Annotated in this window: 25 protein-coding genes; 13 read left to right on the top strand and 12 right to left on the bottom strand. The window is 68.2% G+C overall.

The annotated features are described in order from the left end of the window. The first annotated feature begins 81 nt into the window (after window positions 1-81). Window positions 82-390 carry a 2Fe-2S iron-sulfur cluster-binding protein gene (locus tag ACM9LZ_RS20220; protein ID WP_416621328.1) on the top strand — a complete coding sequence of 103 codons (309 nt, stop codon included), beginning with the start codon at window positions 82-84 and terminating at the stop codon, window positions 388-390. Between the two features lie 57 nt (window positions 391-447). Here the strand turns inward: ACM9LZ_RS20220 and ACM9LZ_RS20215 are convergent, their stop codons facing one another. The 7 genes from ACM9LZ_RS20215 to ACM9LZ_RS20185 form a co-directional block, all read right to left on the bottom strand. Next, a complete protein-coding gene (locus ACM9LZ_RS20215; protein WP_416621327.1) occupies window positions 448-1,209 on the bottom strand; it encodes an enoyl-CoA hydratase/isomerase family protein in 762 nt (253 codons plus the stop codon). A gap of 3 nt (window positions 1,210-1,212) precedes the next feature. After that, window positions 1,213-2,703, bottom strand: coding sequence for a 3-hydroxyacyl-CoA dehydrogenase (locus tag ACM9LZ_RS20210; RefSeq protein WP_416621326.1), 1,491 nt, complete (start codon window positions 2,701-2,703; stop codon window positions 1,213-1,215). Window positions 2,704-2,709: 6 nt separating this feature from the next. Continuing rightward, entirely contained in the window at window positions 2,710-3,492 is a 783-nt protein-coding gene (locus ACM9LZ_RS20205; protein WP_416621325.1) for an enoyl-CoA hydratase-related protein, read from the bottom strand. 50 nt (window positions 3,493-3,542) lie between these two features. Beyond that, complete coding sequence (locus ACM9LZ_RS20200; RefSeq protein WP_416621324.1) at window positions 3,543-5,237, bottom strand: acyl-CoA dehydrogenase family protein; 1,695 nt, start codon at window positions 5,235-5,237, stop codon at window positions 3,543-3,545. Window positions 5,238-5,240: 3 nt separating this feature from the next. Then, window positions 5,241-6,077 carry an enoyl-CoA hydratase-related protein gene (locus ACM9LZ_RS20195; RefSeq protein ID WP_416621323.1) on the bottom strand — a complete coding sequence of 279 codons (837 nt, stop codon included), beginning with the start codon at window positions 6,075-6,077 and terminating at the stop codon, window positions 5,241-5,243. Window positions 6,078-6,322: 245 nt separating this feature from the next. Then, on the bottom strand, window positions 6,323-8,698 hold the full coding sequence (locus ACM9LZ_RS20190) for a TonB-dependent receptor (protein WP_416621322.1): 2,376 nt from the start codon (window positions 8,696-8,698) through the stop codon (window positions 6,323-6,325). A gap of 215 nt (window positions 8,699-8,913) precedes the next feature. Further along, window positions 8,914-9,966 carry an amidohydrolase family protein gene (locus ACM9LZ_RS20185; protein ID WP_416621321.1) on the bottom strand — a complete coding sequence of 351 codons (1,053 nt, stop codon included), beginning with the start codon at window positions 9,964-9,966 and terminating at the stop codon, window positions 8,914-8,916. A 233-nt stretch (window positions 9,967-10,199) separates the two neighbouring features. On the opposite strand from ACM9LZ_RS20185, the gene ACM9LZ_RS20180 reads away from it, so the two are divergent. The 5 genes from ACM9LZ_RS20180 to ACM9LZ_RS20160 are packed head-to-tail and all read left to right on the top strand — an operon-like array spanning window position 10,200 to window position 14,576. Then, on the top strand, window positions 10,200-10,955 hold the full coding sequence (locus ACM9LZ_RS20180; protein ID WP_416621320.1) for an SDR family NAD(P)-dependent oxidoreductase: 756 nt from the start codon (window positions 10,200-10,202) through the stop codon (window positions 10,953-10,955). Window positions 10,956-10,992: 37 nt separating this feature from the next. Beyond that, window positions 10,993-12,156 (top strand): ATP-grasp domain-containing protein, encoded by a 1,164-nt coding sequence (locus ACM9LZ_RS20175; protein WP_416621319.1) that lies wholly within the window; start codon window positions 10,993-10,995, stop codon window positions 12,154-12,156. Further along, complete coding sequence (locus ACM9LZ_RS20170; RefSeq protein WP_416621318.1) at window positions 12,149-13,033, top strand: succinate--CoA ligase subunit alpha; 885 nt, start codon at window positions 12,149-12,151, stop codon at window positions 13,031-13,033. The genes ACM9LZ_RS20175 and ACM9LZ_RS20170 overlap by 8 nt, the downstream gene beginning before the upstream one ends. After that, window positions 13,030-13,800 (top strand): SDR family NAD(P)-dependent oxidoreductase, encoded by a 771-nt coding sequence (locus ACM9LZ_RS20165; RefSeq protein WP_416621317.1) that lies wholly within the window; start codon window positions 13,030-13,032, stop codon window positions 13,798-13,800. The genes ACM9LZ_RS20170 and ACM9LZ_RS20165 overlap by 4 nt, the downstream gene beginning before the upstream one ends. A gap of 2 nt (window positions 13,801-13,802) precedes the next feature. Beyond that, the gene (locus tag ACM9LZ_RS20160) at window positions 13,803-14,576 is read left to right on the top strand and encodes a crotonase/enoyl-CoA hydratase family protein (RefSeq protein WP_416621316.1); all 774 of its coding nucleotides are present in this window, start codon (window positions 13,803-13,805) and stop codon (window positions 14,574-14,576) included. A gap of 18 nt (window positions 14,577-14,594) precedes the next feature. Here the strand turns inward: ACM9LZ_RS20160 and ACM9LZ_RS20155 are convergent, their stop codons facing one another. Both ACM9LZ_RS20155 and ACM9LZ_RS20150 read right to left on the bottom strand, forming a co-directional pair. After that, window positions 14,595-15,080: a hypothetical protein gene (locus ACM9LZ_RS20155; RefSeq protein ID WP_416621315.1), complete on the bottom strand. Its 486-nt coding sequence runs from the start codon at window positions 15,078-15,080 to the stop codon at window positions 14,595-14,597. A gap of 81 nt (window positions 15,081-15,161) precedes the next feature. Next, the gene (locus ACM9LZ_RS20150) at window positions 15,162-16,121 is read right to left on the bottom strand and encodes a phytanoyl-CoA dioxygenase family protein (RefSeq protein ID WP_416621314.1); all 960 of its coding nucleotides are present in this window, start codon (window positions 16,119-16,121) and stop codon (window positions 15,162-15,164) included. A 139-nt stretch (window positions 16,122-16,260) separates the two neighbouring features. Here ACM9LZ_RS20150 and ACM9LZ_RS20145 point away from each other — a divergent pair, with 139 nt between their 5' ends. Further along, a complete protein-coding gene (locus ACM9LZ_RS20145) occupies window positions 16,261-17,163 on the top strand; it encodes a LysR substrate-binding domain-containing protein (protein WP_416621313.1) in 903 nt (300 codons plus the stop codon). Window positions 17,164-17,228: 65 nt separating this feature from the next. Then, window positions 17,229-17,810 carry an NADPH-dependent FMN reductase gene (locus tag ACM9LZ_RS20140; RefSeq protein WP_416621312.1) on the top strand — a complete coding sequence of 194 codons (582 nt, stop codon included), beginning with the start codon at window positions 17,229-17,231 and terminating at the stop codon, window positions 17,808-17,810. Between the two features lie 9 nt (window positions 17,811-17,819). Here ACM9LZ_RS20140 and ACM9LZ_RS20135 read toward each other — a convergent pair whose 3' ends face one another. From ACM9LZ_RS20135 to leuC, 3 genes are read right to left on the bottom strand one after another with little or no spacing between them, the layout of a single operon-like run. Next, on the bottom strand, window positions 17,820-18,683 hold the full coding sequence (locus ACM9LZ_RS20135; protein ID WP_416621311.1) for an isocitrate lyase/PEP mutase family protein: 864 nt from the start codon (window positions 18,681-18,683) through the stop codon (window positions 17,820-17,822). A gap of 44 nt (window positions 18,684-18,727) precedes the next feature. After that, window positions 18,728-19,336 (bottom strand): 3-isopropylmalate dehydratase small subunit, encoded by a 609-nt coding sequence (gene leuD / locus ACM9LZ_RS20130; RefSeq protein WP_416621310.1) that lies wholly within the window; start codon window positions 19,334-19,336, stop codon window positions 18,728-18,730. Window positions 19,337-19,339: 3 nt separating this feature from the next. Then, entirely contained in the window at window positions 19,340-20,749 is a 1,410-nt protein-coding gene (leuC, locus tag ACM9LZ_RS20125; protein ID WP_416621309.1) for a 3-isopropylmalate dehydratase large subunit, read from the bottom strand. A 185-nt stretch (window positions 20,750-20,934) separates the two neighbouring features. On the opposite strand from leuC, the gene ACM9LZ_RS20120 reads away from it, so the two are divergent. The 5 genes from ACM9LZ_RS20120 to ACM9LZ_RS20100 all read left to right on the top strand — a co-directional run bounded on the left by ACM9LZ_RS20120 (window position 20,935) and on the right by ACM9LZ_RS20100 (window position 26,810). Then, window positions 20,935-22,557, top strand: a complete 1,623-nt coding sequence (locus tag ACM9LZ_RS20120; protein WP_416621308.1) for an FAD-binding oxidoreductase — start codon at window positions 20,935-20,937, stop codon at window positions 22,555-22,557. Next, window positions 22,554-23,564 (top strand): zinc-binding dehydrogenase, encoded by a 1,011-nt coding sequence (locus ACM9LZ_RS20115; protein ID WP_416621307.1) that lies wholly within the window; start codon window positions 22,554-22,556, stop codon window positions 23,562-23,564. The genes ACM9LZ_RS20120 and ACM9LZ_RS20115 overlap by 4 nt, the downstream gene beginning before the upstream one ends. A gap of 27 nt (window positions 23,565-23,591) precedes the next feature. Beyond that, the gene (locus ACM9LZ_RS20110; protein WP_416621306.1) at window positions 23,592-24,107 is read left to right on the top strand and encodes a hypothetical protein; all 516 of its coding nucleotides are present in this window, start codon (window positions 23,592-23,594) and stop codon (window positions 24,105-24,107) included. A gap of 102 nt (window positions 24,108-24,209) precedes the next feature. Then, window positions 24,210-25,598 carry an FAD-dependent oxidoreductase gene (locus ACM9LZ_RS20105; protein WP_416621305.1) on the top strand — a complete coding sequence of 463 codons (1,389 nt, stop codon included), beginning with the start codon at window positions 24,210-24,212 and terminating at the stop codon, window positions 25,596-25,598. 81 nt (window positions 25,599-25,679) lie between these two features. Continuing rightward, window positions 25,680-26,810 carry a zinc-binding dehydrogenase gene (locus tag ACM9LZ_RS20100; RefSeq protein ID WP_416621304.1) on the top strand — a complete coding sequence of 377 codons (1,131 nt, stop codon included), beginning with the start codon at window positions 25,680-25,682 and terminating at the stop codon, window positions 26,808-26,810. Window positions 26,811-26,889 lie beyond the last annotated feature (79 nt).

Raw genomic sequence — 26,889 nt, 5'->3', positions numbered from 1 at the left:
AGCAATGGGGCCGTGCTGGTAACGATCTGCTGACAACCGGTCATGATAGCGGCCGACAAGAAGGGGAACAGGATGCCAAGGTTGATCGTCACGACCCGACAGGGCGAAGAAAGGACCGTGGAAGGGGATGCGGGCCTGTCGGTCATGGAGATATTGCGCGACAATGGCTTTGACGACCTGCTGGCCCTGTGCGGTGGTTGCTGTTCCTGCGCGACCTGCCATGTCTATGTCGATCCGGCCTTCACCCCGGTGCTGCCGCCCGTCGGACCGGACGAGAACGACCTGCTGGACAGCAGCGACCATCGTCGGGACAATTCCCGCCTGTCCTGCCAGGTGTCGCTGACCCCGGCGCTGGACGGCATGCGCGTCACCATCGCGCCGGAGGATTGATACCGGATCCCAGTGAGTTGCACTCACCGGGATATGGTACGGCACGGCGGATATCCGTCAGCCGGGATGGAAACGGGGCGGGCGCCGTTCACGCAGGGCGGCGTAACCCTCCGCGAATTCCGGCCCGGCCAGACACAGGGCCTGCGCCTGCGCCTCCGCCGGCAGGTCCAGCCCGCCTGCCCGCATCCGAGCCTTCAGCAGCGCAAAGGCCGCCGATGGCAGGGCCGCCAGCCGTTCCGCCGCTGCCAATGCATCGTGCATGACGGCATCGGGGGCGGCCACGGCGTCGGCGGCACCGGCCGCCAGGGCGGCTTCGGCCGACAGGCTGCCCGCATCCTGGAGAAGCCGGCAGGCCAGGGGCCAGCCGGCACGGCGCGGCAGGGTCGCCATCAATCCCCAGTCGGGCACCAGGCCCAGCTTCAGGAAGGGAAGGCCCAGCACGGCATCGCTTCCCATCACGATCCGGTCGGCCAGCAGCGCCAGCCCCGCGCCGGCACCAATGGCATAGCGTTCCACGGCCGCCACAACCGGCTTGGGGAAATGCCACAGCCGTTCCACCAGCCCATGCCCGTCGCGCATGCGGGCCAGGGCGGCATCATAGTCCAGCCCCGACAGGCTGGCCAGGTCGCCGCCCGCGCAGAAAAGGCCGCCATTGCCCGCGATGACCAGCGCCCGCACGGCAGGATCGCCCGCCGCAGCCGCCACGGCCCCGCGCAGGGCCGCCCGCGTGGTGGCATCGATGGCATTGCGCGCCGCCGGCCGGTCGATGCGCAGGCGACGGACACCGGGGAGCGGCATGTCGATCAACAATGTCTCCATGGATCACGCCTCCGTCAGCGGCAGGCCCAGCAGGGCGCGGCGGCGCAGCCACGGGCTGGGCCGGTAGCGGGGATCGCCCGTGACGGCCAGAAGCCCTTGCAGGATCGACAGGACCCGCGCCGCGCCAACCCGGTCGCCCCATTCCAGCGGCCCCAGGGGATAACCCAGCCCCAGGCGCACGGCGGCATCGATATCGGCCGGGGCGGCGATGGATCTTTGTGCGATGTCGCAACCGGTATTGACGATCATGGCCAGCACACGCTGGGCGACGAAGCCGGGGCTGTCGGCGATCAGGCTTGCCTGCCGCCCCGCGGCAGCCAGCCAGCCCCGGGCCCGGACCGGCAAGGCCGGGTCCGTCGCGGGTGACGCCATCAGCACCAGCCGGCCCGACAGCCCGCCCAGCGGATCGACACCGACCAGCCGCGCGGCCTCCAGGCCGGCAGCGGCCGCCACCCCCGTCACATCCATCCCCCAGGGCAGGGTGAACAGGATATCGGCCGCCGCCGGATCATCGGCCAGGGCGGCCCCCCCGGCGGCCAGCAGGGCGCGCAACGTCGCGGCACCATCGCCATCCTGCACCCAGGCCGTGCCGGAAATGGCGGCCGGGACCGGCATTTCCGGTGGCTCCTGCTTCATCCCGTCATCATAGGCGTAGAAGCCCCGTCCCGTCTTGCGACCATGCAGCCCGGCGGCCAGGCGCGGCGGCACCAGCGAGGACGGGCGATAGCGCGGATCATGCTGGAACTGCTCATAGATGGACTGCATGACCTTGCCCGACACGTCCAGGCCCGTCAGGTCCAGCAGTTCGAACGGTCCCATGCGCAAGCCCAGCGTGTCCCGCAGGATGCGGTCGATATCGGCCACCCCGGCAACCCCCTCCTCCAGCAGGCGCAACCCCTCGGTATAAAGCGCGCGGCCGGCATGGTTGATCAGGAAACCGGGCTGGTCGGCGGCAAGGACGGCACGATGGCCGGTCCCCGCCACCAGCGCCGCCAGCCTGTCCGCAACGGCCGGGTCGGTCAGCAGGCCGGGGATCACCTCGGCGATCCGCATCAGCGGCACGGGGTTGAAGAAATGCAGCCCCGCCACCCGCGCCGGATGGCGGCAGCCGGCAGCGATGGCCGAGACGGTCAGCGATGAGGTGTTGCTGGCCAGCAGGCACCCCTCGCCGACAATCCCTTCCAGGGCCGCGAACAAGGAACGCTTGGCCTCCAGATCCTCCACAATGGCTTCCACCACCAGGGTGCAGCCGGCCAGTCCGGACAGGTCCGGCACCGGCAGCAGGCGTCCGGCCGCGGCACGCACATCCGCCTGCGTCATCGCCCCCTTGGCGGCCAGCCTGTCCAGCATGGAAAGCACATGCGCGCGCGCGACCGTGGCGGCACCCTCCCGGCTGTCATGCAGGCAAACCTGATGGCCGGCCCTGACGAAAAGCTGGGCGATGCCCCGGCCCATGACACCGGCGCCGACGACACCGATGATCTCGCTGGTCATGGTTCCTCACCTTCCCTTGAAATCGGGCGGCCGCTTTTCCAGGAAGGCGGCCATGCCCTCCTTCTGGTCACCCGTATCGAAAAGCAGCAGGAATTCCCTGTTCTCCAGCGCCATCGCCGCCGGCAGCGGCAGGTCGGCGCCCGTGGCCAGGGTGCGCTTGATGGCGGCCAGTGCCAGCGGCGGCATGGCAGCCACCCTGTCCGCCAGCCGGCGCGCCACGACCAGGACGGCGCCATCATCGGCCAGTTCGCAGACAAGGCCCAGCGTGCAGGCCCGCTCGCCGTCCAGAACCCCGCCCGTCATCAGCAGATGGCTGGCCACATGCTTGCCCAGCACACGGACCAGCCGTTGCGTGCCGCCGGCCCCGGGCATGATGCCGACCCGCGCCTCGGGCTGGCCGAAGCGGGCCGTGCGGTCGGCCACGATCATGTCGCACATCAGTGCCAGTTCGCACCCGGCACCCAGCGCCGGGCCCGCGACGGCAGCCACAACGGGCTTGGGACAATCGGCCAGCGGCCGCCAAAGGTCGGGCAGGCCAAGGTCGCGCACGGCCGCCGGTCCCTTGTCCGCCAGCAGCCGCAGATCGGCCCCCGCCGCGAAAACCCTGTCCCCGCCCGTCACGATGATGACGCGGACGGCCGGGTCCGCGGCCAGCCCGGCAAAGGCCGCCGCCAGCGCCCGGCGCATGGCAAGGTCGAGCGCATTCATCCGGTCGGGCCTGTCCAGCATGACGGTGGCGACGGGGCCGTCATGGTCGATGCGGACGGGCGCCGGCGTTTCATCGGTCATTGATGCTTCACCCCTTCAATCTGGCCGAGCGGAGAACGGAACGCCCCCGGTCAGGCCGCGTCCCGCCCCAGCAGGCCGCGCGCGATCACCTGCGCCTGGATTTCCGCCGCCCCTTCAAAGATCGACAGGATGCGCGCGTCGCAGAGGAGGCGGCTGACCCGGTATTCCAGGGCGAAACCGTTGCCGCCATGGATCTGCAAGGCATTGTCGGCATTGCTCCAGGCGACGCGGGCAGCCAGCAGCTTGGCCATCCCTGCTTCCATGTCGCAGCGCCGGCCGCCATCCTTGGCCCGTGCGGCGGCATAGGAAAGCTGGCGCGCCATCATGGTTTCCACCGCCATCCAGGCCAGCTTGCCCGAGACGCGGGGGAAATGGATGAGGGGCTGGCCGAACTGGCGACGGTCCAGGGCATAGCCCAGCCCCGCCTCCAGCGCATCCTGTGCCACGCCCACGGCGCGGGCCGCCGTCTGGATGCGCGCGCTTTCAAAGGTTTCCATCAATTGCTTGAAGCCCTGGCCCGGCGTACCACCCAGCAGGTTCGCCTCCGGCACCTCGAACCGGTCGAACCGGATCTCGAACTCCTTCATGCCGCGATAACCCAGCACCTCGATCTCACCACCGCTCATTCCCGTGGCCGGAAACGGGTTGGCATCGTCACCGCGCGGCTTTTCCGCCAGCAGCATGGACAGGCCCCTATAGCCCGTCTGCGCCGGGTCGGTCCGGACCAGCAGGGTCATGATGTCGGCGCGGGCGGCGTGGGTGATCCAGGTCTTGTTGCCCGTCACCTGCCAGACGCGGCTGCCATCCGGCTTTTCCACCCGTTCGGCCCGCGTGCGCAGGCTGGCAAGATCGGAACCGGTATCCGGCTCGGTGAAGACGGCGGTAGGCAGCAACGCCCCACGGGCGATGGGCGGCAGATAGCATTCCTTCTGCGCCGGGGTACCGCCCAGCCGGATCAGTTCGGCCGCGATTTCCGCCCGCGTGCCCAGGGAACCGACCCCGATATAGCCGCGCGACAATTCCTCCGACGCGACGCACATGGCCAGCTTGCCCAGGCCGGACCCACCCCATTCCTCCGGCACGGTCAAGCCGAAGACGCCCAGGTCCGCCATTTCCGCAATGATGTCCAGCGGGATATAGGCATTGTCGCGGTGCCAGCCATGGGCAAACGGGGCCACCCGGTCGGCCACGAAGCGGCGCAATTGCGCCGCCATCATGCCCAGCACTTCGTCATCATGCCGGGGATCGCCGAACCGGCCATCGGCCAGCAGGGCGGCCAGCGCGGTACGCACGGCCGGGCCGTTGCCGTCGGCCATCAGCCGGGCACAGGCCGGGTTGGCGCACAGCATGGCGGCCTCGGTCCCCAGATCCAGGTCGGCAGGCCGGGCGAACTCTCCCTGGCCCATGGGAATGCCGCCTGCCATCTGGGCAAGATATTCGGCAAAGCCGGCCGACAGGATCAGCCGTTCCGGCGGGGTCAGCGCCCCCTGCGCCTCCAGCGCCACCGCCCAGTCCAGCAGGGCGCGCAAGCTGGCGACATAGGTGGCGATCCAGGCTAGGCCATGGGCGGCATGCTGATGGACGGTCAGCAGACCGGCATCGACCTGTCCCTCCGGCGCCACACGGCGACCCAGGCGATGGCGCGCCATGGCCAGATACTGGCCGGCCGCCAGCAGGGCCGCACGGCAATCAGCCAGCAGCCGGGCCGGCGGCAGGGAGAGGGCCGACAGGTCGGGGGGGGCCATCCCTCATTCCCCCCGCTGCTGCCGCGCCAGCTTCTTCAGCCGCTGCTGCTCACGCCACGCGGTCATCAGACGGCGCGGCTCGTCGGTCGTGTGGGCGCGGCCGACGGACCGGATGCCGGCCTGGACCGCGTCGGCCACCGACATCTGCTCCCAGTCGCGGATCAGTTCCTTTTGCAGGCGGATGGCGCGGGGGCCGGAAATGCAGATGGACCGAACCCATTTCTCCACCTGCTCATCCAGCTTTTCCAGCGGGACGAGCTTTTCCATATAGCCGAAATGGTACGCTTCCTGCGCATCGATGATATCGCCGGTATAGACCAGCTCCCGCGCCTTGCCCCAGCCGACCAGGGTGGGGATCAGGCAGGCCTCCATACCCGACGGCACGCCGTAGCGGACCTCCGGCATGCCGAATTTCGCATTGTCCGCCGCAACCCGCATGTCGCAGGCCGTGGCGATCTCCATCCCGGCACCCAGGCAATAGCCGGCGATACGGGCGATGACGGGGACCGGCATGCGCCGCACGCTGTCACAGGCGGCATGGGTCGTCGCACTGCCGTTCTCGGCAATGTTATGGTCGGGAAATTCCGACATCTCGGAGATATTGGCCCCGCCGATGAAGGATTTGGTGCCCGCACCCGTCAGCACGACACAGCGCAGCTCCGGATCGACGGCAAGCCCGCGCATGGTCCGCGCCAGGGCCGCCCGCCCTTCCACGGGCAGGGCATTGTGCTTTTCGACATTGTCGACCGTCACATAGGCCACGCGGCCCCCTTCGGCCCGTTCCTCCAGCCGGACGAGGATCATCTCCTCCACCGATTTACCGACCTGTGCTGCGGCCATGGTCCAACTCCAGATATCTCGTTTGGTTTCAAAAGGTCGCCCGGAAAGTGCCGATGCGGGGCAAGGCCCGGCAAACCACTTTTGGGACGCCCGCATGAGGCGGGCTCATCGCCGGGCCGTCATGTCCTTCCCGGGGGATCACCGGCACAGCCGGGGTCCGGGAGGCACATGACGGCCCCGGCGGGCGGCAACCCGTACACCGGGGCCGCGGCCTTGTTTTCAGGCAAAACGGGGCGCGCCGTCCGTCAATCGCCGAACTTGAACCCCACGGTCACGCCAAATGACAGCGGTCGGGCATTGACCTCCTGGATGCCCAGCGCCTGCGGGGAAATGTAGATCGGGTGATCGCTGTCGGTCAGGTTGTCGCCCCACAGCCGGACGAAATAACGGTCGCCCGGCGCATGATAGGTGGCCGACAGGCTGAGCGCCTCATAGGACGGGATACGGCCGAACAGGCCGCCCGGCACGATGTCATAGCCGCCATTGTAGTAAAGCGCCCCGGTCAGCACCAGCCGCGCCTGGTCCAGCGGCACCTCATAATCCAGCGCGATGTTCGCGCTGATCTTCGGTGCGAAGATCAGGTCCAGCCCGGTCGCGTTCAACGCATAGGAACAGCTTCCCGGCTGCTTGGGGGCGGCCGCCAGCGTCTTGGCCTGATCATAGGAAATGGCGGGCGGCGGTGCCGAACAGGCCGCACCGGTGCGCGGCAGGAATATCTGCGCGCTGGCGTAGTTCTTGTATTTGCTGTCCAGCAGGTTGACGGCGCCGCGCATGGTCAGCCGATCCGACAACATGGCCGTCAGGTCGACATCCAGGCCATAGACACGGGCCGAGGCCGCATTCTGTACCGTCGTGACACCGGCCGCCGAGATCAGGCCGACCTGGATGTTGGAATAGTCGTAGTAGAAGGCGGCCGTGTTCAGGCGCAGGCGCCGGTCGAGCAATTCCGTCTTCACACCGATTTCATAGGCATCCAGGATTTCCGGGCTGACGGGCACCTGCGCGGGGCTGACCACGCTGGGATTATAGGTGCCGCTCTTGAAGCCGCGATTATAGCTGGCATAGGCCATGACATCGTCATCGATCTTGTAATCCAGCGCCAGGCGCCAGGTCAGCTTGTCGAAGGTCTTGGCAAGGTCCATGGCGGCCAGCGGCGTCTTGCCGAAGGCCAGATTGTCACCGGCCGGCTCCAACACGGTATTATAGAAATCCTCACCGGGGCTGCCCGTGTAGGGCACGGCGGCAAAACGGAACATCTCCCCGTCGGCGGCCTTCTTCTCGCTGCTGTAACGCAGGCCCGCCGTCACGCGCAGATCGTCTGTCAGTTGCGCGTTGGCCTCCGCGAAGGCGGCATAGGCGTTGGTGGTGATGTAGGAGTTGAAGGCCGTGACACTGGCACCCGGCCGGGTCAGGTCGATGGGCCGGATCGGCGAGGGCACGTTGGACGTGGAAATCAGGTTGTCGAACCCTTCCCTGAACCACATGTAGTAAAGCCCGCCGATCCAGTTGAACCGGTCGCTGCCCGTCGACTGGAATTGAAGCTCCTGGGAAAACTGCTCGCCCGGCTGGTTGCGGCTGCCGGAATAGCCGATCGTCGCCTCCGATATGTCGCTGCTGGACAGGGTCCGCGACGATCCCTTGACATAGCCGGTGTAGGAGACTAGGCGCATGTCCTGGAAATCATAATCCATGTTCAACGTGCCGCGGTAACCCTTGTTGGTCACCCCGGTATCATGCGCGGTCGCCGTTTCGTACTTGCCGTAGACAGGCGCATAGCCGGCACCGGCCGCCGTCGGGAGCGTGCCCGCCAGGACATGCGGCGACAGGAAGGTTGCGCTGTCATGGTAATAATAGGAGCCGGAAAGCCGGGCCGTGAAATTGTCGTTCGGTTTCAGGACCAGCTTGGCCATCCCCACCATGTTTTCGGAGGGGTTGGCCTTCTTGTCGAGATAGATATTGTCGATATAGCCGTCGTCCCAGCGGCCCGTGAAGGCCAGGGAGGCCGACAGCGTGTCCGTCACCTGCCCGTCGGCATAGGCGCGGGCCCGCTTCTCGTTGAAGCGGCCATAGCCGAATTCCGCCTCGATCCGAGGGCGGGAACCGGGATCCTTGGTGATGATGTTGATGGCGCCGCCCGTGGCATTGCGCCCGAACAGGGTGCCCTGCGGGCCCTTCAGCACCTCGATCCGCTCGATATTGGCCAGATCGAAGCTGTTGCCGCCCTTGTTGGCCTGATAGATGCCGTCCAGATAGACGGCCACGGGGCTTTCAAAGCCGGGATTGGACTGGTTGGACCCGATGCCGCGGATGAAGGGCAGAACCGATGCACCCGTCTGATAGACCTGCAGGCCCGGCGATATCTTTTCCAGGTCCAGAACATTATAGGTGCCGGCCACATCCAGCATGTTGGCCGTGACGGCCGTGACAGCGATGGGCACGTCCTGCAGGTTCTGGCTGCGCTTCTGCGCTGTGACGATGATTTCCTCCAGCAGGCCGGTGGCGGCGCCGGCAACCGGCGCCTGGGCCGCGGCAGGCACGGCCAGCCACCCCAGCATGACGGGAAGGGCGATGGCGGTGGAGCGCCGGAACGCGCTGCGCGCGCAGTGACAGATGGTGCGCATGGGCACTTTTCCTCCCTGATGTTCTTCGCTTGCGGCGTCTTGTTTTTTGGGAAAATGCGCCGTGCCTGCCTGTTGAATACAATGGCATTCCCATTTCGGCGCCATTGAAAGGTATGGCGGCAGGGGCGTGACCGGAATCGAGTTTTGTGCGGCAGGGGATGAGCATTGCTCATCGTCATTGGAAAGGGCTTCGCCTCCCCTTTGGGCCGGGATCTTCAGACCGGCGGCAGGCGATAGATCCGCGCAGCGCTGCCGGCGAACAGCAGCGCCTTTTCCGCAGATGTGCAGCCCGCGGCGATACGCTTGAAGGCGTTCCACAGGGTGCGGTAGGCACAGGATTGCCGGTCCACGGGAAAATTGCTTTCAAACAGGCAGCGTTCGACCCCGAACAGGTCGATGCATGTTTCTACATAGGGACGCCAGGCCGCCGCCAGTTCGGGTGACCTGGCCGGCACGGTCCGTTCATGGAAGCCGAACCCGTAGGAGGGCATGCCGAGCCCGCCCAGCTTCACGCAGAGGTTGGGAAGGCGCGACAGCACCCGCATGCCCTGCGCCCATTCCTGGAACACCGCATGCCGGCGCCCCGCGTAGGGCCCGATGCCCAGCGGCGCGCCGACATGGTTCAGGATGATGAGCGTATCGGGGAAGCAGGCCGCCAAATCGGCCAGTTCGTGCAATTGCGTGAAATAGAGCCAGGCATCGAAGGACAGGCCACGCGGGGACAGCGCCGCGAAGCCACGCCGAAAGGCGGCGTCGGCCAGCAGGCCGGGCGGCGGAGACAGACGGCTGAGGGAACCCAGGACGGGATCGTGCTGGGCCTGTTGCCGGATACCGCGGAACCGTCCCCCACCTGCTGCGATATGGGCATCCAGCACCGGCCCCACGCCTGCCCCCAGCCGCAGGTCGGCGAAGCCGACGATGCCGGCGCACAGACGCCGTGCGCCATAGGTGCCGCTGGCGCTGGCCGCCGCGACGCCGTTCACATATTCGGTCTCCCCCACGGGCCGCATCACCTCCGGGCCGTCCGCGCGGTACATGGCGTTGCACTGTACGAAGATCGTGGCCCGGATATCGTGGCCCGACCCGGTGTCGGCCAGCAGTTCGGGCAACTGGTAGCTTTCCGGCGGCCGGTCCCACATGTGGTGGTGGGCGTCGATGATGGGCAGGTCCGGCTCGATCACCTCCTCCCGCATCTGCGACAGCCAGGCATCCTGTTCGGCCATGGTCCGCGTGCCGGCAGGAACGCCACCCGCCCTTCCATTATGCATGCGTCCTCCCCCTTCCCACGCTTTCCCTGCTTTCCACCAGCCTAGCACCCGCTGGCGCCAGGGGCCGGCCCGAATTATCGGCCCGCGGCATGAGGGGGGATCATGCGCGATCACCCCCAGCCGCGCCGGCCGGCCCATGACCACCCCTCATGACGATGCATAAAACTCGTTTGCGCGCCGGATCGCCCGGCGGCACTGCTGGAACAGCGAAAAGGACCAAGGGAGCGGACGCCATGAAACGCCTGGAAGGCCGCGTCGCCATCATCACGGGGGGCGCCAACGGCATCGGCCGGGGCTGCGCCCTGCGGCTGGCGGCGGAAGGGGCGGCGCTGGCCGTCATCGACCTGGAGCAAGGGCCGCTGACGGCCTTGCAGACGGAACTGGGAACCGCCGGAGCACGGGTCTTCACCCGCGCTGCGGACTGCACCGACCGGGCGCAGGCCGCCGATTTCATGGCGGCGGCGGACGCCGCCCTGGGGCCAGCCGACATCCTGGTCAACAATGTCGGCCAGGGCGCGCGGGAGCGCAAGACCAGCTTCCTCCAGTCGCAGGAGGAGGTCTGGCGCTTCGTGATGGAGGTCAATCTTTTCACCACCATGCGTTTCTCGCATCTGGCCGCACCGGGCATGGTGGCGCGCGGACGGGGACGCATCATCAACATGTCGTCGGAATCGGCCGTGATCGGCCCCGTCGGCAGCCATGATTATGCCGCCGCCAAGGCCGGCATCATCGGCTTCACCCGCGCCGTGGCCCGTGAACTGGCGCCCCATGGCGTGACCGTCAACGCCGTCTGCCCGGGGCCCGTCCGCACCCGCGCGCTGGATCGCAGTGCGGGGGAAGAGGCGCGCAAGGCCGTTGCCGCCATTCCCGTCGGTTTCCTGGGCGAGCCCGAGGATATCGCCGGAATGGTGGCCCTGCTGGCCAGCGATGAAGGCCGCTATGTCACGGGCCAGACCATCATCGTCAATGGCGGCCGCTGGTGGCTGTGATGCCGCCGGGCCGGAACCCGCAAGAGGTTTTCCTTCCATGATGCTGCTTGAACATGATGCCAAGCGCCTGCTGGCGGATGCCGGCCTGCCTGTACCGTCCGGCCGGCTGGTCCGCAGCACCGACATTGCCGGACTGGCGTCCGTGCCCCCGGCCCTTCCCCTGCCGCTGGTCGTCAAGGCACAGGTGCCCGTCGGGGGGCGCGGCAAGGCCGGGGGCATCCGCATGGTGCGCGACGCCGACGCCCTGGCCCACACCCTGCACGCCGTGGGGGGGCTGGAGATACGGGGGCATAAGGTTCGCGCCTGCCGCCTGGAACAGGCCGTGGATTTCACGGGCGAGGCGTATCTGTCCTTCACGCTGGATGCGGGGCCGGGCAATGTGCGGCTGCTGATGTCGGCCCGGGGCGGGATGGATGTGGAAGACCCGTCCATGCGCCCGCACCTGCTGTCCGCCGCCGTCCCTGCCGACCCGGACAGCCTGATGGCCGGCATCGACACCCTGGCACCGCATCTGCCCGATGCCGCCCGCGCGCCGCTGATGGCGGCGGCGCGAGCCCTGGTGCCGCTGTTCTTCCGGCTGGAGGCGCTGCTGGTGGAGATCAACCCGCTGTTCATCCGGGCCGACGGGTCATGGGTGGCGGGCGACGCCAAGCTGGCGGTGGACGAGAACGCCTTTGTCCGCCAGCCGGAACTGGCCGCCATCGTGCGCGACAATCCCGACCTTTATCCCGAGGCCGCCCTGAAGCTGGAACAGGGATACGATTATGTCCTGCTGGATCCCGACGGCGATATCGGGCTGGTGACCACGGGAGCGGGCCTGTCGATGCAACTGGTCGACGAGCTGGTGGCACGCGGGCGGCGACCCTTCAATTTCTGCGACATACGCACGGGCCAGTTCAGGGGCGACCCGGCGCGGCTGATCGAAGTGCTGGAGCGCATCGCGGCCGGGCCGTCGATCCGTGCGGTGCTGATCAACTTCTTCGCCGGTCATACGGACCTGGGGGAAATCGCGCGGCTGCTGGTCATCGCGCTGAAGGCCGTGCCGCATCTGAAAGCGCCCGTCACAGCGCGGATGATCGGCAACGGGCTGGACCGGGCCCGCGCCATCATCCGGGAAGCCGGCGAGCCGGTACGGATCGAAACGGACCTGGAGCGCGCCATCGCGCTGGCCATCAACGCCGCGGAGACAGCCCATGCATGACGCCTTCATCACCGCCGGCACACCCGTCATCGTGCAGGGCATCACGGGCCGCGCCGGGCGCACCCACACACGGCACATGCTGGCCTATGGCACCCGCATCGTGGGCGGCGTCTCCCCGCGTGAGGAGGATGTGGAGGGCGTGCCGCTGTTCCGCGACTGCGCATCCGCCGTGGCGGCGACGGGGGCCGCGGCCAGCGTTGCCATCGTGCCGCCGCTGTCCGTGCTGCCCGCCATCCTGGAAGCGGTGAACGCCGGCATCCGCACCATCGTCACCCTGACGGAGGGCATGCCCATCCATGATGCCGTGAAGGCAAAGGCCGCGGTGCGGTCGGCGGGCGCGCGCTGGATCGGTGCGTCCACCCCCGGCCTTGCCATTCCCGGCCGGCTGAAGATGGGCTTCCTGCCCGACGTGTCGCTGGCGCCGGGGGATCTGGGCGTCATGTCGAAAAGCGGCACCCTGTCCTATGAAGTCTGCCACCGGCTGGTGGTCCGGGGGATGGGACAGAGCCTGTGGGTGGGCGTGGGCGGCGATCCCGTGAAGGGTACCCGCTTCGCCGACCTGCTGCCGGTCTTTGCGGCCGATCCCGGCACGCGCGCCCTGGTGGTCATCGGGGAGATCGGCGGGGACGAGGAGGAGGAACTGGCCGCCGCCATCATGGCGCAGGGGCTGGCCAAGCCCGTCTACGCCCTGATCGCCGGCCAGTCTTCGCGCGAGGGCGTGACCATGGGTCATGCCGGCGCGCTGATCCACGGGGAAACGGGCACGGTGGCCAGCAAAACCCGCGCCCTGACGGCGGCCGGCGCCCGGGTCTTCACCCGCATCGGGGACCTGGTCGACGCCGTTGCCGGCGTCCGGCGGGAAGGAGCGGCGGCATGACACGGACGGCATTCGACTTCACAGGCCGGCGCGTGCTGGTCACAGGCGCCAGCCGGGGGATCGGCCGGGGCATCGCGCAGGCCTTCGCCCGGGCCGGTGCCGCCCTGTCCATCTGTGCCCGCCGGCCCGACCGGCTGGAGGACGCGCGGGCGGACCTGGCCGCGCTGGGCGGCACGGTGCATGCCGCCCGCTGCGACATGGCCGATGGCGCCCAGATAACCGCCTATGTGCAGGAAGCGGCGGCGACACTGGGCGGCATCGACGTGCTGGTCAGCAACGTGTCGGCCATCGCACGCGGCGACGGGGAGGAAAGCTGGCTGGCCGGCGTACAGACGGATCTGCTGGGCGCCGTGCGCCTGTCCGGTGCGGCATTGCCCTGGCTGGAACGGGCCGATGGGGGTGGGGCCATCGTCCATATCAACTCCATCACCGCCTATCGCGGATCGCGCAGCGCCCCCGCCTATGCCGCGATGAAGGCCGCCCTGATGAACTATACGGGCAGTCAGGCCCTGGCCCTGCTGCCGCGCGGCATAAGGGTCAACGGCGTGGCGCCGGGTTCCACCGAGGCGCCGGGCCATTTCTGGGAGAAGAGGCGCCTGTCGGGCGACCCGGCCTATCAGGCCGCGCTGGCCAGCCAGCCCACGGGACGCATGGGCACGCCGGAGGATATTGCCGGCGTGGTGATGTTCCTGGCTTCCGATGCAGCGCGCTGGGTGGTGGGACAGACCATCCTGGCCGATGGCGGCCAGTTGGCCAATGGCGGCTGACCATGGCCGGGGATGAAGGCGTGCGGTGTGATCTGCACGGCCATCTGCTGATCGTCACGATCGACCGGCCACGGGTCCGCAACGCCGTCGACGGCCCGACGGCCGCCGCCCTGCACGCCGCCATGGACCGGATCGACGGGGACCGGTCCATCTTCGCCGCAATCCTGACGGGGGCCGGCGGCACCTTCTGCGCCGGGGCCGACCTGAAGGCGGCGGCGCGCGACGGGCAAAGCGGGGCGGTGACGGACCGCGGGCCCTTCGGCCTGTGCCGGCGCCCGCCCCTTAAGCCGCTGATCGCGGCCGTGGAGGGGCACGCCGTGGGTGGAGGGTTCGAGATGGCGCTGGCCTGCGACCTGATCGTCGCCGCCGAGGATGCCCGGTTCGCCCTGCCCGAGGTCGGGCGCAACCTGGTGGCACTGGGCGGCGGCCTGCTGCGCCTGCCCCGCCGCCTGCCTTATGCGCTGGCCGCTGAAATGGCGCTGACGGGCGGCATGGTGGCGGCGGCACCCCTGCACCGGCACGGGCTGGTCAACCGGCTGTCCGGGCCGGGCGGGGCGCTGGCGGCGGCGCGGGTGCTGGCGGGCGACATGCTGGCCAACGGGCCGACGGCCCTGGCCGCCACACTGGCCATCCTGCGCCGGGCCGGCGGGGGGATGGACGACGATGCCTGGCAGGAACAGCGGCGGCTGGCCACCCCGGCCCTGACAGCCCGCGACCGGGCCGAGGGGTTGCGCGCCTTCATCGAAAAGCGCAGCCCCCGCTGGCAGGGGGAATAGGCGTCGCCCCTCCGGTCGTTATGGCCCGCCGCCGGCAAGCCCCGGCTGTGCGCCGGAAATATCGAAGGCCAGGCAGCGGGCGTGATCACCGTCCACCCGCCACACAGTGAATTCCGTCTGTGTGAAGCCGGCGCGCGCCAGATCGCCATCGGCCCAACCATCCGGCAGGCCCAACGCCGGGATCGCGGGCACATTCTCCGCCCGGATGAAATGGGAGGACCAGACCAGCAGCAGGTCGCCCACACGGCGCACCGCATCGATGGCGACCAGCCGCATCTCCCGGCTGTCGACGGCCAGTTCGATGGCGATATGTGCCCGCTTGTCGAAGAGACGCTCCCCGATGCGCACCTTGAAGCCTTCGTCGTGAAAGCTCTCCACCCGATCCCCATCCTTGGCAAGGACGGCCTCCGCCCATGCCCGGAAAATGCGCGTGATCAGCGCCATATCACCCGGATCGTTCCATTCCATGCCGCACCCGCCGCCATTGTGGACCCCGGACAGCATAGACCGGGGCCGCCGCGGGCAGCAGCGGCCGGTCCGGGTAGATATGCCGGATTAAGGGTGACGGGGGCGGCTGGCCGGCACTCAGGCCGCCGCTTGCGGGGTCAGTTCCCGCCGCCGCGCCTCGGCCATGGCGTCCAGGTCCGACAGGTTCTGATGCCCCGTCACGAAATCATTCTGCGGCACCTTGTTCTCCCCCAGCACCAGCCATATGGGCCGCTGGGCCAGCGGGGCGGGGCGGTCCCGGCCCGTGCCGATGGCCGCGCCGAAGCTGCGATCGTAAACATCCTCCGCCGCCATGTAGTGAAAGGTCAGGCCGGCCCGGCGCCGGCCGGACGTGTTGGCGTTGGCCCCATGCACGACGAACAGGTCGTGGATGGAGAAATGGCCCGAGGGCAGGACGCTGTTGACGATGCGCGCATCCTGCAGGCCCGACCGGTCGACCTCGAAATTCAGCAGGTCGCGCAGTTCCTGGTGCTGTTCATGACGGATGGGTCCTTCACGACCACTGCCGGCGATGAAGCTCAGGCTGCCATTGTCCGGGTCGACATCATCGACGGCGATCCATATCTGCGCGCTCTGCGGCAGACGGCGGCCCGGCCCGGCCTTCACGGCGGGGTTGTAGCAGTCCTGGTGCCAGGGTGTGCGTTTGCCTGTCCCGGCCGGCTTGGCGAAAATCTCCCCGCCCCACATGATCAGGTTGGGGCCGACCAGCCGGCTGGCCGCCATGATCAGGGTCGGATGGATGGCGATCTTGAACAGTTCCTCACCGCCCTTCACCCCTTCCTGCTGCCCCTCGCGCAAGGGGATGTGCGGCATGCGCACGATGCCGTGCCAGTCGGGATTGTCGCGGAACACCTTCTCGATCACGCCCCGCATCCAGGCCGCATCATCCGCGGGCAGGCCGACCTTGGGAATGACGAAGCCGTTGGTCCTGAAATCCGCCACCTCGGCATCGGTGATGATGGCGCGGGCGTCCACCTGGACGCCCGTGGCGATGGCATGCGCGTCCCTTCGGACGCCATGGTCCGTTTCCTGCTGCATTCTGGGTTTCCTTGTCCCTGGGGTCCGGCACCTGTCCACCGGCCGGTTGCGAGGGGAAGGTTAAGCCGTGCAATTATGAAGCGTCCAATATAATATTGGGTGATATAAATACCTTTCAAAATATCAATTGAGGATATCAATGTTCCGCGGCGAAATCAGCCTGTCGCAATTGCACGCCTTCACACTGGTGGCGGAGGAACTGCATTTCGGCCGTGCCGCCGCGCGGCTGGGCATCGCGCAGCCCCCGCTCAGCCAACAGATCCAGCGGCTGGAAGCCTTCATCGGCCATCGGCTGTTCGAGCGCGACACCCGCAAGGTACAACTGACCGATGCCGGCCGGGCCATGCAGGCCTTCGCCAACCGCCTGCTGCTGGACATGGCCGAGGGGATCGACCGCGTGCAACGGGTCGGAAGGGGGGAGGCGGGGGTGCTGACCGTGGGTTTCACCTCCACCACGGCGCTGCATGTCCTGCCGGCAATCGTGCAGGCCAACCGCCAGCATTATCCGGACGTGGATCTTCGACTGGTGGAGATTCTGCCAGAGCCGCTCTGGGACAGCCTGCGCAGCGGCCGTATCGACTTCGCCCTGTCGCGCGACATGCTGCCGGAACCGGGCGTGGACGTGATCGACCTGCTGCATGAAACCTACATCGTCGTGCTGCCGGCGGGCCATGCCCTGGCGGCGGGGCACGGGCCCGTGCCCCTGGCGGCGCTGGCAGGGGAACGGTTCATCCTTTTCCCGCGCAACCGCGTCTCGCGTTACCATGACCGGCTGCGCGAACTGTGCCTGCAGGCGGGTTTCGCGCCGCGCAGCGTGCAGGAGGCACCGGGATGGCAGACGGCCATCAGCCTGGTCGGTGCCGGCGTGGGCATCACGATCCTGCCGGCCTGCACGGCCAGCCTGACCTTGCCCGGTGTGGTTTTCCGCCCCGTCGACAGCCCGGCCCGGTCGTCCATCACACTCAGCCGGCGGGCTGGCGATGACCGTGCGCTGGTCGGAAATTTCCTGTCCGTGGCCCGCACCGCCATGGCCTGCGAATAAGGTTGCCAACACCGCCCCTGTGCGTAATATGGAATATATCCCACATTTCAGAACATGAGGTCGATATGTCGCAGCGTCCGCTCATCCTCGGCCTGGGTGGCACCACCCGGGCCTTCTCCTCGTCCGAGATGGCGCTGCGCATGGCGCTGGCGGAAGCCGAAAGGCTGGGGGCAGAAACCGTCCTTCTGTCAGGACCGGAACTGGTGCTGCCCCTTTATGCCCCGGAAAACCCCGACCGCACGCCGGACGCGGCCCGGCTGGTGGCGTTGCTGCGCCGGTGCGACGGGGTAATCCTGTCATCCCCCGGCTATCACGGGTCCATCTCGGGCCTGATGAAGAACGCCCTGGATTATGTGGAGGATACGGCCCGCGATGCCGTCCCCTATCTGGACGGGCGCGCCGTGGGATGCATCGCCTGCGCCTATGGCTGGCAGGCGACGGGATCGACCCTGGCAGCGCTGCGCTCCATCGCGCATGCGCTGCGGGGCTGGCCCACACCGCTGGGCGTGGCCGTCAATTCCATGGGTACGCGGTTCGAGGCGGACGGCACCTGCAATGATGCCGGTGCCGCCGCCAACCTGGCCATCCTGGCCCAACAGGTGGTCTGGTTCGCCCGCGGCCGCCAGACACCGGCCGCCGCGGCCTGAACGCCTGCTTTACGACTTGGCCCACTTCTTCTCGAAGGCCCAGACCTGTTCGAACCCGATCAGGGAACAGAATTCCTTGAAGTCGAACAGGGGCACGTCGGGGGACAGGCTGGTCCCAGTCCGCTTCAGGTTAAGCAGGGCCTGTTCCATGGCGGCAGCGGCGGCCAGGCTGGTCATGGCCGGGAAGATGGCCATGGCATAACCCAGCCCCTGCAGGGTGGCGGCGTCGCGGATGGGGGTCAGGCCGCCATCGGCCATGTTGGCCATCATGGGCTTGTCCACCGCCTGGCAGACGATGCGCGCCTCCTCATCAGAGGCCAGCGCCTCGGGGAACAGGATATCGGCTCCGGCCTCCGCATAGAGCTTCATGCGGTGCAGCACGCCTTCCAGCCCTTCGCTCTGGCGTGCATCGGTGCGGGCGATGATCACGAAATTCTCATCCCGGCGTGCCTCCACAGCCACGCGGATCTTGTCGGCCATGTCGGCAGCCGGGATCACGCGCTTGCCGGGGGTGTGGCCGCACTTCTTGGGAAATTCCTGATCTTCGATCTGGATGGCGGTGATGCCGGCCTGCTCATAGGCCTGCACCGTGTGATGCACGTTCAGAAGCCCGCCGAAACCCGTGTCGGCATCGGCCACGACAGCGGCATTGCTGGTCCGGACCAGCGTGGCCATACGGTCGATCATCTGGGTGACGGAAGCGATGCCCGCATCCGGCAGCCCGTGGGCCGACGCCACGGTCCAATAACCGCTGCCATAGACGATGTCGAAGCCGACCTTGTTGGCGATGACGGCGGTGATCATGTCCTGGATGCCGGGCGCGGTGATGAACTGACGGGCCGCCAGCTTCTGGCGCAGGATGGGATTGGCCATGGAATTCTGCCTGATGGTATAAGGATAGGGGTTGGGGAAACAGGTTAAAGCGGAAGCCAGGGATGGCGGCGGCGACGCTCCACCTCGTACCGGTCGATGGCCTCGCCGCGCGCCTTCAGGATGGCCATCACCTCGTCCCAGCCGTTCAGCAGCGCCTCCCGCTTCTGAGGGTCGATGGCGATGGCGACCTGCGCGCCGCAGGGCCGGGTGATGGCGCAGGCCTCCAGGTCGATATCCAGAACGGCCCCGGCCTGCGCATCGGCCAGCAGGGCGGCATGCGCGCCATCATCCACCGTCACGGGCAGCATGCCGTTGCGGTAGCAGTTGCCGCGGAAGATCTCCCCGAAGCTGGGGGCAATGATGCAGCGGATGCCCAGGTCCAGCAGCGCCCAGGGCGCCTGCTCGCGCGAGGAGCCGCACCCGAAATTGGCACCGGCAACCAGGATGCCGGCCCCCCGCCAGGGGTCACGGTTCAGCACGAAACCGGGCACCTCCCGTCCCTGTCCGTCGACACGCCGGTCGTGGAAGGCATAGCGGCCAAGACCCTTCTTTTCCGTGATGGTCAGAAAACGGGCGGGATAGATGATGTCGGTGTCGATGTCGGCCTCGTTCAACGGGGCCGCGACGGCGCGCAGGCGGATGAAGGGCTGCATGTCTCACGCCTCTCCCAGATAGTCGCGCGGGTCGGCGATATGACCGGCCACGGCCGAGGCCGCCGCCATGGCCGGCCCCATCAGGTGGGTGCGGGCACCCTGGCCCTGCCGGCCCTCGAAATTGCGGTTCGACGTGCTGGCACAGCGCGCACCGGGGGGAAGCCGGTCGTCATTCATCGCCACGCACAGCGAACAGCCCGGCTCCCGCCATTCGAAGCCGGCCTGGCGGAAGATGGCGTCCAGCCCCTCCGCCTCCGCCTGGCGCTTCACCGCGTGGGAGCCGGGGACGACCAGCGCCGACACCCCATCCGCCACGCGCCGGCCTTTCAGCACGCGGGCTGCGATGCGCAGATCCTCGATCCGGCCATTGGTGCAGGAACCGATGAACACATGGCCGATGATGATGTCACGCAGCGCCATGCCCCCCGACAGGCCCATATAGGCCAGCGCCTTTTCGATCTTCGCCGCCGTTCCGGCGTCGGGTGCCCCGGCCGGATCGGGCACCCGGCCGGTAATGTCGGCCACCTGGTCGGGACTGGTGCCCCAGCTCACCTGCGGCACCAGCCGGGCCGCATCGATGGTGATCTCCTTGTCGAAGACAGCATCCGCATCCGACACGAGCGTGCGCCAATGGTCCAGGGCGGCATCCCAATCGGCACCCTGCGGGGCCAGCGGCCGGCCCCGCAGCCAGGCGAAGGTCGTGTCGTCCGGGGCGACGAGGCCGGTGCGCGATCCGGCCTCGATGCTCATGTTGCAAAGGGTCATGCGCCCTTCCATGGACAGGGCGCGCACGGCGGGCCCTGCATACTCGATGGCATGGCCGACGGCACCATTGCTGCCCAGCCGGCCGACCACGGCCAGGATGATGTCCTTGGCTCCCGTGCCGGGGGGCAGGTCGCCCACCACATTCACGCGCAGCGTCCTGGCCTTGGCCATGCGCAATGTCTGCGTCGCCAGCACGCTTTCGCATTCGCCAGACCCGATGCCGAAGGCCAGGGCCCCAAAGGCGCCGTGCGTGGCCGTGTGGCTGTCGCCGCAGACCAGCGTCAGGCCCGGCAGGGTAAATCCCTGTTCCGGCCCCGTCACATGCACGATACCCTGACGCGGATCATCCAGGCCGATCATGTCGATCCCGAATTGCCGGGCATTGGCCGCCAGCAGTTCCACCTGCGCACGGGCCTGCGGGTCGGCGATAGGCCGGTCGCGGTCGCGGGTGGGCACCGAATGGTCGGCCACCGCCAGATGCGCACGGGGGTTGCGCACCCGCAACCCCTTTTCCCGCAGGCCGGCGAAGGCCTGGGGGCTGGAAACCTCATGCAGCATCTGGCGATCGATATAGAGCAGGCTGACGCCCTTGCCCTCATCGGCGACCACATGGCTGTGCCACAGCTTGTCGTAGAGGGTTGCTGCCATCGCCCTAATCCGTATCCGCAGAATGCCACCGTCGCGGGCCAAAAGACCATGGGCCGGGTGCCCTGCCAAGCGGAACCCGGCCGCCCTGACCGCCTTGCGGACAAGCCCGGCCCCTTTGCGCAACGGCCCGGCATAATCCGACTAGCATCCGCCCCCGGTCCAGACCGCAAGCGAAGGGGGCAGCCATGCCGGACGGCAATATCGAATGGACAGCAACGGACGACGGGCTGAAGGCAGCCCTGGCCAGCATCGTCGGGCCCGACGGCGTGAAGGACGACGAGGCCGCCCGGCGACTGCATAGCAGCGACATCTGGAGCGAAAGCAGGGAGCCCGTGGCCCTGGTGGTCGCACCTGCCGGCGTGGAGCAGCTTTCCGCGGTCATGGCATTGCTGCACAAGGCAGGCGTGGCCGTGGCGCCGCGCGGGGCCGGCATGAGCTATACCAGCGGCTTCGTCCCCGTCGTCGCCGGCACCGTTGCCCTGGACATGCGGCGCATGGACCGGGTGGTCGAGGTGCGGCCCGACGACATGGTGGTGACGGTGGAAGCCGGCTGCACCTGGGCGGCGCTGAACCAGGCACTGGCACCACACGGGCTGCGCACCCCCTTCTGGGGCCCCATGTCGGGCCTTACATCGACCATCGGCGGCGGATTGTCGCAATTGAACGCCATGCTGGGGGCCGGCCATCACGGCACGTCCAGCGAAAGCGTGGTCGCGCTGACCATGGTGCTGGCCGATGGCAGCGTGCTGCGCACCGGCGCGCGCGGCGCGGACGGCGACACGCCCTTCTACCGCCATTTCGGTCCGGACCTGACGGGCTTGTTCTGCGGCGATTGCGGCACGCTGGGGGTAAAGGCGCAGATCACGCTGCGCCTGATCCAGGCCCCGCAGCACGAGGATTACGCCTCCTTCGCCTTTGCCACGGGGGGTGACCTGTTGCGCGCCATGGCGGCCATGGCGCGTGCCGGCATCGCCGCCGAGATGTGCGCCTTCGACCCCGGCCTGACGAAGGTCCGCATGCAGCGCGCTTCCCTGACAGGTGACGTCAAGGCGCTGGGCGCCGTGGTGGCCCGCCAGAAATCGCTGCTGCGCGGCCTGTGGGAAGGGTTCCGCGTGGCGGCGGCGGGGCGTGATTTCGTCGATCTGGACAGCTATCCCCTGCATATCATTGCCGAGGGCCGGTCAAAGGAGGGCGTGGCCCACGACATGGCCACGGCGCGGCGCATCGCCGCAGAGATCGGCGGTCGCGAAATCGAGAACACCATCGCCAAGGTGATCCGCGCCCTGCCCTTCCCGCCCCTGAACAGCGCGATGGGTCCGGGGGGAGAGCGGTGGCTGCCGATCCACGGCCTGACATCCCTGTCACAGGCCCCCGCCCTGTTCGAAGCGCTGCAGGCCGTCTTCGCCGGGCTGGCACCGGAGATGGAGCGGCTGGGCCTGCGCACGGGCTACCTCTTCACCTCCATGTCGACCAACGGCCTGATTCTGGAGCCCGTGATCTATTGGCCAGCCGAACGGCTGCCCGCACATTACGAAGCGCTTGAGCCCAGCCACATGGAACGGTTGCCGTCACACCCCCCCAATCCTGAAGCGACGGCGCTTGTCATGGAAGTCCGTAAACTTTTGATTGTAACATTCAAGAAGTTTGGATGCGGACACTTGCAAATTGGCCGGACATATCCGTATCGTGACAGCCGAGATGAGGCGAGCCGGAGACTTCTGGACGCCATCAAGGACATTGTCGATCCGGCCCGCGCGCTGAACCCCGGCGTCCTGGGCTTCGATTTCCAGGGAAAGAACAGGGAATGACCGCCACCTACCGCGCCATCCGCCTGAACCGTTTCGCCGAGACCTTCCGCGCCGCTGCCGACATCATGACGGAACCGCTGCGCGATCCCGGTCCGGGTGAAATCCGGGTGCGCAACCATTGGGCCGGCGTGAACGGCATCTTCGACACCCAGATCGCCCGCAATGCCGTCGATTACATCCGCATCCCTGTGCCCACCTATACGGGTGTGGAGGCGGTGGGCGTCGTTGAGGCCGTGGGCGAGGGCGTGACGGCGTTCAAGATCGGCGATGCGGCGGCCACCATCCGCTTCACGGGTGGTTACCGGGAGGCCAATATCGGTCCGGCCGGGCAGTTCATCCGGGTGCCCGATGCCAGCCGCGACAGCCTGGCCCTGGCGTCCACCGGCGTGTCCGCCCTGCTGGCCATCGAGCATGTCGGCGGCATCCGCCAGGGTGAGACGGTGGCCATATCCGCCGCGGCGGGCGGGCTGGGTCATCTGCTGGTCCAGATTGCCAAGCTGCACGGCGCGCATGTCGTTGCCGTCTGCGGCGGGGAAAGCAAGGCGGCCTTCGTGCGCGCCCTGGGCGCCGACCGCATCATCGATTACAAGCGGGAGGATGTGGCCGCCGTGCTGGCGGCCGATTACCGCAACAAGCTGAGCCTGGCCATCGATACGGTCAGCGGCGGCATTTTCGATGCCTTCCTGGACAATGTCGCCCCGCTGGGCCGCGTCGTGGTGGCCGGCGCGGCCCAGGACCTGGACGGACGGCCGGAAGTCGTCACCGGCCCGCGCATCGCCCACAAGCTCTATTACAAGGGCGCTTCGGTCCGCGGCTTCATGAACGGTCTGCTGACCGACCTGTGGCCAGCGGCGCGCGAAAGGCTGTTCGGCCTGCATGCCGACGGCAAGATCACGGTCACGTTCGACCAGGGCACCTTCACCGGCCTGGGCCAGGTGCCGGACGCCGTCGAACATCTCCTGTCCGGTCGGTCGATGGGCAAGGTCGTCGTCGATCTGCGGTCATAACACCCAAGGGAAAGAGGATATCCGGAAATGAGCAACAATGTCGCCGATCTGCGCCGTGACATGCCCCTTCTGGCCCGCAACGAGGGCGTCTGGGAAGGCTGGTACCGCTATTACAGCGCCGAGACGGGCAAGCTGATCGACCAGCACCGGTCCCGCCTGATCTGCCGTCTGAAGGAGGATGGCGAGTTCCCGTACCACCAGACCAACCATTATTTCTGGGAAGATGGCCGTGTGGAAGTGCGGGACTTCCCCGCCAGCTATGCCGATGGCCGCATCTGGTGGGACAATGACCTGATCACGGGCTGGGCCGCCGCCATGAAGCCCGATGATTTCAACCGCTCCACCTGCCTGAACTGGACCCGCAAGGGCGAGCCGGATCTTTATCTCTATGAGATGATCCAGCTTTCCGACTGCGGCAAGTTCCGGTCGCGCACCTGGCATTGGTACAAGGCCGGCCGCTGCTTCCAGCGCACGCTGATTGATGAGAAGTTCGCAACGCCGGACTGGCGGAACTTCACCGACACCAGCGCCCCGAACAATTGATTGCCGTCCGCCCTGGTCACCGATGGCCAGGGCGGTTTCCGGTTCCGTCGATCACCGGCGCGGGGGCGCCTCCGCGATCCACGCAACAGGCAGGAGCGTACCGTGGCGTTCGATTATTCCATCCCGGTCGTGATCGCCGGTGGCGGGGCGGCGGGGGCGGTGGCCGCCCTGGCCGCCCGTGATGCGGGTGCCGATGTCCTGCTTCTGGAACAGGATGCCGCACCCTTCGGCACAACCTCCATGTCGCAGGGACTGCTCTGTGCGGCCGGCACGGCGGCGCAGAAGCAGCACGGGGTGCAGGATGACGGCGAGACCCTGTTCGCTGACATCATGGCGAAGACCGGCGGCCGGACCGATCCGGTGCTGGCCCGCGCCCTGGCCCATGGTTCCGGCCCGGCGCTGGACTGGCTGGTGACGGCCCACGGGCTGCCCTACACCCTGGATACCCGCTTCAAGCCCGCCTTCGGGCACAGCCGGCTGCGCGTGCATGGCTGGCCCGGCCACAGCGGCGGCGACATGCTGCAATTCCTGCACCGGCGCCTGGCGGATACAGGCGTGGACGTCCTGCCCCAGGCCCGACTGGTCGAACTGGTGCATGGCGATGACGGCCGCGTGGCGGGCGTGGTCATCCAGCGGCCGGACGGAAGCCGGGAATCCTTCGGCTGCGACAGCCTGGTGCTGGCGACCGGCGGCTTCGCCGGCAATCACGCGATGGTGCGCACGCACATTCCCGACGCCGCGGATGCCCATTACCATGGCCATGAAGGCAGCGACGGGCTGGGCATCCGGCTGGGGGTCGGGCTGGGCGCCGCCCTGGCCGACATGGGCGCCTATCAGGGTTATGGCATGCTCACCGATCCGCAGGGGATCACGCTGCCGCCGGGCTTCATCCTGGAAGGTGGCCTGCTGGTCAATGCCGACGGCGACCGTTTCGCCAACGAGACGGCCGACATCTCCGCCATCGTGCATCCCGTGCTGGCCCAGCCCGGTGGCCGGGCCTGGGCCATTTTTGACGAGCGGATCGAACAGGCCTGCGCCCATATCCATGAAAGCGCGCAGTTGCGCGAATTGAACGCCGCACGCGCCGCCGACAGCATCGCCGCCCTGGCCACCGCCATCGGCGCCGATCCCGCCCGGCTGGAGGCGACATTGACGGAGGCCTGGGCCGCGCACCGCGCGAGCCGGCCCGATGCGCAGGGTCGCACCTGGACCGAAGCACCGCCGCCGGCCGGCGCCCTGCGGGCCCTTCGGCTGCGCGGCGCGCTTTACCACACCCAGGGCGGCCTGCGGATCAATGGCGATGGCGCCGTACTGCGGGAGGATGGCAGCAAGCTGCCCAATCTTTTCGCCTGCGGTGGGGCCGCACGGTCGGTTTCCGGCCCGTCCTGCTGGGGATACCTTCCAGCCATGGGCATTTGCACCGCCTTCACGCTGGGCCGGCTGGCCGGCATGGCGGCCGCCCGTGCGGCCATGGCGTCATTCCAGAGTTGACTTACCCCGGCGCGGCAATCTGGGGCATGATCGCACGGCCGCCACCCAACGGGAAGCAGAACCCAACCAAGAGGAAGCGTCATGCGCATCACCGCCGCCATCCTGGACCAGATCGGTCAGCCCGGCCCCTATGCCGACAGCCGGCCGCTGCGGCTGGCGGAAGTGGATCTGGCCCCGCCTCGGCCGGGTGAACTGCTGGTGCGCATCGACGCCGCAGGCCTGTGCCATTCCGACCTGTCCGTGATCAATGGCGACCGCCCGCGCCCCATGCCCATGGCCCTGGGGCACGAGGCATCGGCCACCGTGATGGAGGTGGGGGACCCTGCAGCGTCCGATTTCAAGCCCGGTGACCGCATCGTGCTGGCCTTCCTTCCCGCCTGCGGGCAATGCGCCTGCTGCGGATCGGGCGAGGGCTATCTGTGCCAGCCGGGCGCCACGGCCAATGGCGAGGGCCGGCTGCTGCGCGGCGGCCGCCGGTTGCGCGACGGGGGACGGGATGTCCACCATCACCTGGGGGTGTCGGCCTTCGCCACCCATGCGGTGGTGGATCAGCGGTCGGCCGTGAAGATCCCGTCCGACATCGCCCCGGAAATCGCCGCCCTGTTCGGCTGCGCCGTGCTGACGGGTGTGGGTGCCGTGATGAATACGGCCGCCGTGCGGCCGGGTGAAAGCGTGGTCGTGTACGGCCTGGGCGGCGTCGGCCTTTCGTCACTGCTGGGGGCCGTGGCAGCGGGTGCCCAGCCCGTGATCGCCGTCGATCCGATCGAGGAGAAGCGCAGACTGGCGCTGGAACTGGGTGCCGCCGCCGCCGTGGCGCCGGCCGATGCCGCCCAGGCCATCGCCGATCTGACCGGTGGGGGCGCGGACGTGGCCATCGAGACGGCGGGCAAGGCCGCCGTGCTGGCCGCGGCCTACAAATCCACCCGGCGCGGCGGGCGCACGGTCACGGTCGGCCTGCCCAACCCGGCGGAGATGCTGAGCTTCCCGGCCGTGTCGCTGGTGGCGGAGGGCAAGGCGCTGATCGGCAGCTATATGGGCTCCTCCATCCCCGCGCGCGACGTGCCGCGCTATATCGCCCTGTGGCGTGCCGGCCGGCTGCCGGTGCATCGCCTGCTGTCGGGCACGGCACCATTGTCGGAAATCAACCGGCTGATGGACGAACTGGCCGCCGGCCGCGTCATCCGCCAGGTGGTGCTGCCGCACGCGGCATGACCGTTACCACCCGATAGGCAAGAAGGACAAGGGGGGGAACGGTGGCAATCGCCGCCGCGCGCCACGTGGCGCGTAGCCA

The organism is Niveispirillum fermenti, assembly GCF_048066175.1.
Taxonomy (GTDB): Bacteria; Pseudomonadota; Alphaproteobacteria; order Azospirillales; family Azospirillaceae; genus Niveispirillum; species Niveispirillum fermenti.
This window is presented reverse-complemented; position numbering and strand designations above follow the sequence as displayed.